This window comes from uncultured Agitococcus sp. (genome assembly GCF_937920075.1).
In the GTDB taxonomy this organism is placed as follows: domain Bacteria; phylum Pseudomonadota; class Gammaproteobacteria; order Pseudomonadales; family Moraxellaceae; genus Agitococcus.
In genome coordinates this window covers 1-11,376 of sequence record NZ_CALETI010000324.1, presented here as the reverse complement: position 1 = coordinate 11,376, position 11,376 = coordinate 1, and the positions used below count along the sequence as shown (strand labels likewise).

Here is an 11,376-nt window from a genome sequence, read left to right as displayed (position 1 = left end):
AATTATTTCATATTCGTACAGCCTCATAAGTTGCATGATAATACAAACAAATACACACCAATACTATCAACATATCACCTAAACTCATTTTACAGTAACTACATCAGTCTTTTCAGAATAGGCATCTGATAGTTATCCATTTTATTTCTATGCTCCGCAGAAATCCGCTTAAATTGACCTTTAGGAAAAATATAAAAGAAATTAACTTTTGAACTACGATAACTGCTATAGGCAAAACCAATTTCATCATAGACATTTTTGCCATCTATACGCTTAGATTTAAGTCCTTTATTTGCTAAAAACAGTTTTAAATCATCTTTAGATATTGACGATATATTTTCTGAATCAAGATAAAAAGTGTCATTATCAAAATATTGCAGCCGAATTATTTCAATTAATAGTTGGTCTGTATAAGTAACCGTAATATTTGCACAGTGATCTTCAATGATTTCGGGACTGGCTAATTTAAAATTTGCACTAAGCGGCGGTTGATGGAACCAAGACCTCAGCTTTTGCCTAACAGTAATTTGAGGCATCGCAAGTGTTATATCATTTACACTATACCCAGAATACAACTCAAATAGCATAAATCTTCCTTGAATTCTATAAATTAAATAACACTTTTCCCTCCATCATCTTACTAGACAATGGAGAGTATTAGTTTATTTAAGCATCCAACACAATTCTTGCCGAATCAGGATAAGAGGTACACAAATACACCGCACTACCCAACTGATTGCCCGCAATTTTGCCTTCTTTAAGGGTCAGCTTACACGTTCCACACATACCCTTTTGACACCCAGACTCCAAATTAACCCCATACTGACGAGCAATTTGCAATAAACTTTTGCCTTCGTCTTCGGTCGTTAACTGAATATGTTGATTGAGATGTTTAAAATAAATGCTCGGTTGCACCACTTTAAAATCTAAATTACCAGACTCCGTATTTTCAACAGTCACAAAACGCTCACAATGCAATTTGGCTAAATTAAAATTAGCGGCCACCAAAGCATTAATCATGTTATCCATAAAGCCTGTTGGCCCACACAAATATACATCCCTTTCTAACAAGTCAGGGTACTGAACCAATAAATTTTCAGCAGTTAACAACCAATGTTGTGAGTCGGTTTCTTGCGTAAATGCAACTTCAACAGAAACGCCTTGTGCTGGCCATTGTTGCTTTAAGCTATTGGCAAAAATCACATCTTTTTGCTTAGAAAACTGGGCATAAATCGCTACATCAACGGCTTTATTTTGTGCTAATAAATCACTAATAATCGAATAACAAGGGGTAATGCCCGAACCTGCACAAATAAACAATAATTTTTGCTGTTGCTTATAAACAAAGTCACCTTGGGGTAAATTGAGTTTGACACTCTGCCCCACTTGTAATTGCTCAGTTAAATAACTCGACACAACACCATCCGCTTGTTTTTTAACAGTAATGCTAAATGTGCCTTTGGTGGTCATAGGAGACAAACTGTAATAACGATGATGCGGCTGACCATCTATCTCAAGCACCAACTCAACAAACTGACCTGCTTGATACGTTTTCCAATGTTGATTGGGTAATAAGTGAATGGTTTTTACCCCATCAGCTTGCGTTTCAATGGCGGTGACCATCGCTTTTAAATCGTACGTCCAAATAAAATCGTTAAACCAACGATTAAAATCGGTCATGGTATTGCTGGCAATATAATCAATCCAATCACGGCTAACTTTTTGTAATGCCCATTGATTGGCCATATTTAATGCTTTGTTGAGCATAAAAAATCCTAAAAGTATAATCAAAGTTTGATTTAGCCCTCATCCCAACCCTCTCCCACAGGGGAGAGGATGTTATATATGAGAGAGGACTCATGTCAGGGAAAGCTTATTTTTTAGTTGGAAATGAATATTTCCAAAATACGGCGGTATAGTTTTTAATGGCCTTTGCCCAACTGGGATTGCACTTATAGGTTAAGTTATATTTTTGGCACAGAGCTTTGACATCTTTAGCCATGTCGGGATAACGGTGTGAAGGCGTATCGGGAAATAAATGGTGTTCGATTTGATAATTCAAATGTCCCCACAAAATGCTTTGCCAACGATTGCCTTTAAAATTTACTGAGGATTCTAACTGCGATAAATACCAACGGCCTTTGTGGTCAACGGCTGCTTCGTCTTGCAAGTCTTCGGTAAAGTGTGTGGCTTGAATGGTCATGCCAATCCAATAATTGTTAATGGTATCGGCTAAAAAATTACCTGCTAACACTTTTAAAGCTGAACGACCTGTCAGTTTCGCTAACAAAGGAAAAACCAAATATTCTTTAAACAATACCCGATTCACCGAGCGAGAGTGCATTTTTTCGCGTTGTTCTTTGCTGGCATAACTGGTATCAACGACGGCATAACCTTTATTACCTGTATCAAAGGCTTCGGCACGATATTCTTGGGTAAAACCTAAATTTTGTGCGTTAAAACGATATAACATCGTTGGATAAACCACGCCAAAATATAACGGCACTTGCCACAGATGCGACTTTTGCCACGGCACTAAATCGTTAGTACGCAACAAACCATGATTGAGGTCTGGGTCTTTTTCATAGACATTAGTATGAACGTGGTGCATGGCATTATGCTCACGACGCCAACCTTCTTCATCAATTGGTGCTTTCCACTTAAAGTTGTGGGAATGGAATTGAGGAATTTCGGGGAAATAATCATATTGACCATGCAACACATTGTGGCCAATTTCGATGGCTTCGATGTTGCGATGTAAAAATAGAAAACCAACACCCGCACCAAAGGTTAAGGGATTTTGGCTTGTCCACAATAAACCACGGCCTAACACCTCAAAAATACGTGACTTTAGACGCAACCCTTTAATATAGGCCACATCTTCCGCCCCCATTTTTGCGCGATGGCGTTGTTTAATCGCTTCAAATTCCTGTTCAATTTGATCATAAAAAGCATCATCACGAACAACTGTATTTTGTTGTTTAATGGGCTGTGGTTTATTAAGGGTTTCTACCATAGTTGCGACCTAAACTAAACTATCAATAAAAAAAGCCGCTTATTCTAATGCTTTCTAGCTTAAAAAAACGCATATATCCCGAAAATTTGTGTACAAATGTATAGATAGTTTTTTTGATCGTTGATATGAATAATTTATGACGGATTAATTGTTTGAATGAGATTATTGTGTTGAGTTAGTTTGCTAGGCTCATTTGCTAAGGCTCGCCACGCATCTTTTAATTGGTACTGATTGAGATACTGATAAAATTGCTCAATTGCTAATGGGAACAATGATTTAAGATGGCAGTCTCGACGTAAATTACATTCTATGCCCAAACAGTCTATCACCTTCTCATCATGCTCCAAGGTTCGAATAACTTCACCAATAGGTAAATACATGGCTTCGGGATGAATACGAATACCGCCACCTTTGCCTCGTGTACTAATAATCCAACCTTGCTGCGCCAAAAAATGACTGACTTTCACTAAATGATTTTCAGAGATATGTAAATCATGGGCAACTTGGGCAATGGTATGTAATTGATCACTGGATTTGATTAAATACATTAATAAACGTAAGCCGTAGTCGGTAAATTTATTTAATTGCACAATTTGCTCTATCTATCAAAATCTTGAGATGACAATTATACCCTTCTTTTATGGTGTTTTGTTGAGTGTGGCTGTTGGGATTATTCAATCTCAACAGCCTTTATTTCTTTGGTTAATGGGGCACACCACCTGTGCCAAAAGCCTCACTATGGATTTGTGCTGCATTGATGCCCAACTTAATCAAGGTTTTTTGTTGCTCTGCCATAAATGGCATCGGGCCACACAAATAATAATCCGCATCTTTGGGCAATAAAGATGGCTCAACATGATTTAAGTCTAAACGCCCTGCAATATCATAGTCTTGTCCCTGCACATTGCCTTCATGTGGAAACTCATAGGCAATACACGTTTTGAATTGTGGATATTGTCCTTTTAATTGATCAATATGCTTTTTCATGACATGAACTTCGCTATTACGACAGGCATGAAAAAAATGTACTGGTTGAGGCATTCCTAAACTGTCCAATTGATTCAACATAGCAATCATGGGAGTTAAGCCAATACCACCACTGATAAAAACATTCTTGGTGTTTGGATTAATTAAAAAGAAATTTCCTGTTGGTGCTGACACCTCAATTTCTGCACCTTCTGGCAATTGGTGCAAGGTATTAGAAACCCAACCTGCTGCTTGATCGGCATTATTGCCTTGTTCTCGTTTAACCGAAATTCGTAAATAGTTCGGTTGTGGGTGGGTTGATAAAGTGTATTGACGAGGTTGTTTAAGACCCAATTCCTCAACAAAGACACGCACCGAAATATATTGCCCAGCTTGATAGGTAGGTAATTCTCCACCATCAACAGGCTCGACATAAAAAGAAGTCACTTCTTCGCTTTCTACTGTTTTGCGAGCGATTTTAAATGCTCTCCAGCCCAACCAACTGCCTTTGGTTTGTTGGTGCTGTTGGTAAATTGCACGTTCTGTTTGAATAAAAATATCAGCTAATTGGCCATAAGCGATTGCCCATGCCTCAATTAATGGATGATCCATAGCAATGCCTAAGACCTCACTAATTGAATGTAATAAATTTTCGCCAACAATACTGTAATCAGGTGCTTGAATATTTAAACTCACATGTTTATTGGCAATCAGCTCAACAACAGGCATTAAAACCGCTGGATTTTCTATATTTTCAGCATATGCCAACACAGCATTCGCCAACGCTTGGGCTTGTGCTCCACTTCGCTGGTGCCCCAAATTAAATACTTCTTTTAGGTTCTGATGATTACCCAGCATACGCTGATAAAAATGCTTGGTTAGCAAAACCCCATTTTCTCGTAAAACGGGCACAGTAGATTGTACTAATTGAATTTGCTCTGGTGTCATGGCTCGCCCCTTTGGTAACAATACAATTAAATATAAGATGTATTTAAAATACACCTTATAAAATATTTGTACAAGTGAATTAATTGATTCATTCAATTGATGCTTGCCAATATACTATAGGGGGTATAGTATATTAACTATAGACAAATAACAGAGGTAAAGATCATGACTATTAATGCGGGCTTACGTTTGGTGGCAGGTACGTTTGTGATTATCAGCGTGTTATTAGCGCACTTTGTCAATCCGATGTGGTTTTTGTTTACCGTATTTATTGGCCTAAACTTGATTCAATCTGCGTTTACAGGTTGGTGTCCGATGGTATGGTTATTAGGCAAATTGGGCTTTAAACGCGAAGTTGTGGTTAATTGATTTGGAGTTATCCCATGAAAACTGCTTTAGTCTTAGCCAGTCTCACCTTAGTCACTTCGGTAGCGGCTGCCCCCTTAAAAACGACCATGGTGAGTTATCGTTTGGTGGAAAATACCTACGATACGGTGGCTAATGCTGAAGCAGAACGTCAATCAACAGTCAGCGCACAAGTGACTGGCCGTATTGTGAATATTTATTTTAGAGCGGGTGATAAAGTCCAACAAGGTCAAGCGATTATGCGTATTGATGCCGCCACCGCTAATGATGATGTGGCAGGGATGCAAGCGCGGGTGCGTGAAGCCGAAGTACAACGCGATAATTTACAAAAGCAATATCAACGGATTAAAGAGTTATTTCAGCAACAATATGTGGGTCAGGCGCAACTCGATAAAGCAGAAGCTGACTACAAAAGTGCTGTTGCTCAAGTAAATACCTTACAAGCGGGTCTTAAACAATCAACAACTAACCGCAACTTTACCACCATTAATGCCCCCTACTCTGGCGTGATGTCGGCATTGCATGTTGAAGTGGGTGAAATGGCTTTTGCTGGCAAACCATTGGCCACAGGTTATGATCCACGTTATTTGCGCCTAAGCAGTCATGTGCCTCAAAGCCAAATGTCAGCCATTCAAAGTTATAACAAAGCCTATATCGAACTTAACGGCCAAAGCTCATGGTTAAGTGCCTCAAAAATAACGTTTATTCCCACTGCTGATGCCCGCACTCACACTAGTGAAGTGCGGATTGCCCTGCCCGAAAATAGTTCCGTTTTACCCAATCAACTCGCCAAAGTGCATTTTGTCGTTGGTCAAGAACAACGTTTAGTAATTCCAAAAGCCAGCGTGTTGCAACGTAGCGAATTAAATGCGGTGTATGTGATTAAACCAAAACAAAAGCCGCAACTACGTCAAATTCGTTTGGGTAAAACGCTTGCCAATGGTTGGGTTGAAGTGTTGGCAGGTTTAGAAGCAGGTGAAACCATTGCCCTTGAACCGATTGCTGCTGGGTTAGGAGTCTAAACTCATGGGTATTTCAGGTAAGTTAAGTCGCTTTTTTTTGCGCTCACAACTCACACCCCTGTTGGCGGTGATTGCCTTTTTGCTGGGTTTGTTTGCCTTAGCCGTTACGCCTCGTGAAGAAGAACCACAAATTGATGTGACGATGGCTAATGTGATGATTCCATTTATGGGAGCAAAAGCCAGCGATGTTGAACGTTTAGTGTCTGTGCCTGCCGAGCAAGTGTTGTCACAAATTCAAGGCATTGAACACGTTTATTCGGTCTCTAAACCGAATATGGCCTTGTTAACCGTACAGTTTAAAGTGGGTGTAGCGCGCAACGAAGCCATTGTGCGTTTATATGAAGCGATTAATAACAACAAAGATTGGTTAAACCCACAATTAGGCGTTGGCGAACCCTTAATTAAAACCAAAGGCATTGATGATGTGCCGATTTTGTCGTTAACCTTATGGCAAGCGCAAGGCAACAAAGGTGCTTATGATTTAGGTCGTATTGCCCATAGCATCGAATTAGAGCTAAAACGGGTTTCAGGCACTCGCGAAGTATATAGCATTGGCACATCACCCAGAGTATTAAACATTGAGTTAGATAGCGCACGTTTACAAGCGCATCAGCTCAGTGCTTTAGAAGTCAGTCAACGTTTACAACAAAGTAATAGTGCCTTAACTTCTGGTGACTTGGTGGCCAATAACCGTGTAACTCATATTGAAGCGAATGATTTTTTGCGTTCTGCTGAAGATGTTGGTCGTTTGGTGATTGCCGTTAATGATGGCCAAGCGATTTATTTAAATGATGTCGCCACCATTCACGATGGTGCAAGCACCGCCAGCCAATACAGTTGGTTGGGGACAGGCATGGCTGCCGCACAACGAGGCATTAGCCAACAAGGTGAATTTCCTTCTGTTACTTTAGCAATTAGCAAAAAAACGGGCGAAAACGCGGTAGATGTGGCGGAGCGCGTGTTACAACGGGTGAATAGCCTAAAAAACACGATGATTCCTGCCGATGTTGAAGTGACGGTCACACGCAACTATGGCGAAACTGCCAACGAAAAAGCGCAAAAACTGATGCAAAAATTATTGTTTGCGACCTTATCAGTCATTGTGTTGGTGTTTATTGCGCTTGGCAAACGTGAAGCAGTGATTGTCGGTTTAGCCGTGTTATTAACCCTTGCCGCGACCTTGTTTGCTTCGTGGGCATGGGGCTTTACCCTCAATCGTGTGTCTTTATTTGCCTTAATTTTTTCGATTGGTATTTTGGTCGATGATGCCATTGTGGTGGTTGAAAACATTCACCGTCGGATGCAATTAGACAATAAGCCTTTAGCCGAAGTGATTCCTGTAGCCGTTGATGAAGTGGGTAATCCAACTATTTTAGCCACGTTTACGGTGATTGCTGCGTTATTACCGATGGCCTTTGTCAGTGGTTTAATGGGCCCTTATATGAGCCCTATTCCGATTAATGCCTCGATGGGCATGCTCATTTCCTTGTTTATTGCCTTTAGCATTACCCCGTGGTTGGCTTTAAAATTAATGGCCAAACATACCCCCACCAGTAGTCATGACAGCCACGAAGTCCACTCCCCTTTAGAGCCAATCTTTAGAAAAATCATGACACCTTTTTTGCACCCACAACAAGGCCAAAAACGTCGTCATGGTTTGTATTTGGGCATTGTCGTATTAATTGCCTTAGCCATCAGTTTGGCAGTGGTGCAATGGGTGGTGTTAAAGATGTTGCCCTTTGATAATAAGTCTGAATTTCAAATTTTGGTTGATATGCCGACAGGCACACCTGTAGAAAAAACCGCCGCCGTATTACACGATTTAGGCGCGTATTTAGCCACCGTTCCCGAAGTCACTGATTATCAAGCCTATGCAGGTAGCAGCGCACCGATTAACTTTAATGGTTTGGTGCGTCAGTATTATTTACGTGCTCAAGCCGAACAAGGCGATATTCAGGTTAACTTAGTGGATAAACATCATCGCCACCAACAAAGCCATGCCATTGTTAGTCGTATTCGTGCCGATTTGCAAAACATTGCTCGTCAACATCAAGCGAAACTAAAAGTGGTTGAAGTGCCACCCGGCCCGCCTGTGTTAGCCCCGATTGTTGCTGAGATTTATGCACCAGACCAACAAAGCCAACAACAAGTGGCCACCTTGTTAGAAGCCAAATTTAAGCAACAGGCTGGCATGGTCGATATTGATAGCACGGTTGTCGCCCAAGCCATGCAAAAACGGCTATTGGTTGACCAAAACAAAGCGATGATGTTGGGCGTTAACTCGCAAACCATTACCCAAACGCTACAACTAGCCTTAACAGGCCAACAAAGCAGCGTATTGTTTGCCAACGATGCCAAATATGCTGTGCCGATGCGTGTCAGTTTGGCAGATAACGACAAATCACAATTGGCGAATATTTTAAAATTACCGGTTAAAGCTGATGATGGCTCGTTAATTCCTTTATCCGAATTGGTCAACATTAGCGAAGAGCCAACTGAACAAGCGATTTATCATAAAGATTTATTGCCAGTTAGTTATGTGTTTGCCGATTTTGCAGGAAAACTAGATTCGCCGTTATATGGTTTGTTTGCCATGCGTGACGGTTTAGCGCAATTAAACTTGCCCTATTCGGCCAAACTGACGGAGTATTTTATTCGTCAGCCTGATGATGCCTTGCGTGAGTTTGCCATTAAATGGGATGGTGAATGGCAAATTACCTATGAAACCTTTAGAGATATGGGAATTGCGTATGCGGTGGGTTTGGTGTTGATTTATTTGTTAGTCGTTGCTCAATTTCACTCTTATGCCATTCCTGCGGTGATTATGATGCCAATTCCCTTAACCATTATTGGGGTGATGCCCAGCCATGCTTTGTTGGGCGCACAATTCACCGCCACCTCAATGATTGGCATGATTGCCTTGGCAGGTATTATTGTCCGTAATTCGATTTTGTTGGTAGATTTTATTCAATTAAAATTAGCCGAAGGCATGGCCTTGGATGAAGCAGTGATTCAAGCTGCCAGCACACGTGCTAAACCGATTATGCTCACAGGTTTAGCCGCTATGTTAGGGGCGTTATTTATTTTGGATGACCCGATTTTTAATGGTTTAGCCATTTCGTTAATCTCGGGGATTTTGGTGTCAACGTTTTTAACCTTGGTGTTAATTCCCTTGTTGTATTTTGGCTTGCAACGTAGGGTTAATAAATAATGACGAGGTAATGTGGGTTGAGGGAAGAAACCGGCTTTGTTGCACTGATCTGCCCTGACAAATACGGACACCCGACTTAGATAATAGCTTAGGCCTATCCTAAGCTATTATGCTAATCACTCATCATTCATTGCACATTCATAATTACTTGGCTCAAGTTTACAACGGACATTTTTGAGCAAACGCATCATTTGTTTATCGTAATGACCTTCTTTAGTCATTTGAATCCGCGCCGTACGCATCATTGCCACATAACCCGGTTTATCGGCTTCGGGCAAATCCATCCAAAACTTAGACGGAATCTCGTTTTCGGTCTCTAAAACAAACTGATAGGCAGGCGCAAGTTGTCCCGAAATAAACTCACGAATCAATGGCCCTAAACCATCAGGAAACTTGTTTTGATACATCATCAACACACCCGTCACCTGCAACAACGGAAACTTAATAATCGCCCCACGCGCATTGCCCTGTGCATCGGTCATGCCACGATACAACTCTAAAGGCTCAAACGCCAAGGCAGGCGCAGCCATAATCTCCACTTGGCCATTGTTAAACTTTCCGCCAACATTAGAAAAATCGACCGAAATCGGTTGTGCACCAATGTTTTGCACCATTTTGGCTTGCGATTTATCAAAATCAAACACCGCCACCTTTTTGCCTGCCGCCTTAGAAATAGTGTTAATTTTGCGGTCATTGACCATAATATAGGCCGCGCCCATCGGAATCACGCCAACAATTTCATAATTTTGGCTAACCATATATTTATTCATTTCAGGCTTGGCCAAAATATTTAATACTTCGCCTAACTGTTTATAAGACAATACTGCGCCAATCGCATCTAAACTACCGACAAACTGATTATATTGCCGTGCGCGAATATTACTCATGGCAATACCATCACACTGCCCTACTTTAAAATCTTCGGAGGCAACACGCTCATCGTTATAAATATTAAACTTTACGTCTGTACTGACTTTGCGTTTTAATTTACTTGAGGCTAAATCAATACGCATATTGGTTGGCGAAGTCATAGTAACGTTAAAATCAATACCAATGTCTTTAGCAATGGCGGTGTATTTGGTTAACTCCGACATATTATTACGAACATACTGAAAAGTTTTGCCTTGTATGCCGCCAGGTGCAAACATACATAAGGTCACATTTTTAGGAATTTTGTCCCAGGTGGCAGGTTTATCCAAAAAGGCTTGTACTCGGCTTAAAATAGACCCCGAAACCACAGGTTTTGTGCTTGCTGTGGGTGCAGCCGTGGCAATACTTGCCGCCATTAATGCTGAAGCTGCCATATAATATTTGCTTTTGTTGTTCATTGTTGTATCCCCCAATCGTTGATGCAATCAATGTAATCGGTGAACAGACAATAAAATAGTGACAATCATCATATAGGCTATTAATGTTTAAATCTTATTTTGTTTTTGTGTTAGTTGCGCTCAGTATCTTGTCTGCGTGTAGTAGTCAACCTGTGATGGTGAAGCCTTTGCCACCGCCAATTGTGGCTGTACCTCCAGTTAGTACCACAAAACCCATTATCAGTCCTAGCGATGTTACGCCTAATAAAAATTCATCTACGGCAAATACCAACACAACTACGATTCCTGTGCTTGTGCCAACAACAACACCAACTAAAACCAATGGCATCAGTGTTGACGAAGCACGATTGTTATTACAAAGTTTATTACCTATAGGCATTAAAGAGCGTAACGGCTGGCGTGATGATATTTTATCGGCTTTTACAGGTTTAAAAATTCCTTATGAAGCACAATATTTTTGTGCAGCATTAGCGATTATTGAACAAGAGTCGAGTTGGCAAAGTGACCCTACAGTGGCTA

The 11,376-nt window shown here is 40.8% G+C and carries 10 protein-coding genes; 4 read left to right on the top strand and 6 right to left on the bottom strand.

Translation table 11 applies throughout. The features are described 5' to 3' along the window. Positions 1-98: 98 nt before the first annotated feature. The 5 genes from Q0212_RS11295 to hmpA form a co-directional block, all read right to left on the bottom strand. Positions 99-587, bottom strand: coding sequence for a hypothetical protein (locus Q0212_RS11295; protein WP_297925516.1), 489 nt, complete (start codon positions 585-587; stop codon positions 99-101). A gap of 79 nt (positions 588-666) precedes the next feature. Next, positions 667-1,767, bottom strand: a complete 1,101-nt coding sequence (locus Q0212_RS11290) for an FAD-binding oxidoreductase (RefSeq protein WP_297925514.1) — start codon at positions 1,765-1,767, stop codon at positions 667-669. 106 nt (positions 1,768-1,873) lie between these two features. After that, positions 1,874-3,016, bottom strand: a complete 1,143-nt coding sequence (locus Q0212_RS11285) for an acyl-CoA desaturase (RefSeq protein WP_297925512.1) — start codon at positions 3,014-3,016, stop codon at positions 1,874-1,876. 134 nt (positions 3,017-3,150) lie between these two features. Next, positions 3,151-3,606 (bottom strand): Rrf2 family transcriptional regulator, encoded by a 456-nt coding sequence (locus Q0212_RS11280; RefSeq protein WP_297925510.1) that lies wholly within the window; start codon positions 3,604-3,606, stop codon positions 3,151-3,153. Positions 3,607-3,718: 112 nt separating this feature from the next. Continuing rightward, positions 3,719-4,930 carry an NO-inducible flavohemoprotein gene (hmpA, locus tag Q0212_RS11275; RefSeq protein ID WP_297925509.1) on the bottom strand — a complete coding sequence of 404 codons (1,212 nt, stop codon included), beginning with the start codon at positions 4,928-4,930 and terminating at the stop codon, positions 3,719-3,721. Between the two features lie 165 nt (positions 4,931-5,095). Between hmpA and Q0212_RS11270 the strand changes: the two genes are divergently transcribed. Genes Q0212_RS11270 through Q0212_RS11260 form a run of 3 tightly spaced genes read left to right on the top strand, consistent with a single transcriptional unit; the run spans position 5,096 to position 9,529 of the window. Continuing rightward, positions 5,096-5,299, top strand: a complete 204-nt coding sequence (locus Q0212_RS11270; protein ID WP_107866581.1) for a DUF2892 domain-containing protein — start codon at positions 5,096-5,098, stop codon at positions 5,297-5,299. Positions 5,300-5,313: 14 nt separating this feature from the next. Next, entirely contained in the window at positions 5,314-6,318 is a 1,005-nt protein-coding gene (locus Q0212_RS11265; protein WP_297925506.1) for an efflux RND transporter periplasmic adaptor subunit, read from the top strand. 4 nt (positions 6,319-6,322) lie between these two features. Beyond that, positions 6,323-9,529, top strand: a complete 3,207-nt coding sequence (locus Q0212_RS11260) for an efflux RND transporter permease subunit (RefSeq protein WP_297925504.1) — start codon at positions 6,323-6,325, stop codon at positions 9,527-9,529. A 116-nt stretch (positions 9,530-9,645) separates the two neighbouring features. Here the strand turns inward: Q0212_RS11260 and Q0212_RS11255 are convergent, their stop codons facing one another. Further along, positions 9,646-10,857 (bottom strand): putative solute-binding protein, encoded by a 1,212-nt coding sequence (locus Q0212_RS11255; RefSeq protein WP_297925503.1) that lies wholly within the window; start codon positions 10,855-10,857, stop codon positions 9,646-9,648. An 83-nt stretch (positions 10,858-10,940) separates the two neighbouring features. Here Q0212_RS11255 and Q0212_RS11250 point away from each other — a divergent pair. Then, positions 10,941-11,376: DUF1615 family protein (locus tag Q0212_RS11250; RefSeq protein ID WP_297925500.1), on the top strand; the 436-nt coding region annotated here is incomplete at its 3' end.

Coding starts and splice junctions, on each gene's coding strand:
- Q0212_RS11295 (WP_297925516.1), bottom strand. CDS start 587: ATGCTATTTGAGTTGTATTCTGGGTATAGTGTAAATGATATAACACTT.
- Q0212_RS11290 (WP_297925514.1), bottom strand. CDS start 1,767: ATGCTCAACAAAGCATTAAATATGGCCAATCAATGGGCATTACAAAAA.
- Q0212_RS11285 (WP_297925512.1), bottom strand. CDS start 3,016: ATGGTAGAAACCCTTAATAAACCACAGCCCATTAAACAACAAAATACA.
- hmpA (WP_297925509.1), bottom strand. CDS start 4,930: ATGACACCAGAGCAAATTCAATTAGTACAATCTACTGTGCCCGTTTTA.
- Q0212_RS11270 (WP_107866581.1), top strand. CDS start 5,096: ATGACTATTAATGCGGGCTTACGTTTGGTGGCAGGTACGTTTGTGATT.
- Q0212_RS11265 (WP_297925506.1), top strand. CDS start 5,314: ATGAAAACTGCTTTAGTCTTAGCCAGTCTCACCTTAGTCACTTCGGTA.
- Q0212_RS11260 (WP_297925504.1), top strand. CDS start 6,323: ATGGGTATTTCAGGTAAGTTAAGTCGCTTTTTTTTGCGCTCACAACTC.
- Q0212_RS11255 (WP_297925503.1), bottom strand. CDS start 10,857: ATGAACAACAAAAGCAAATATTATATGGCAGCTTCAGCATTAATGGCG.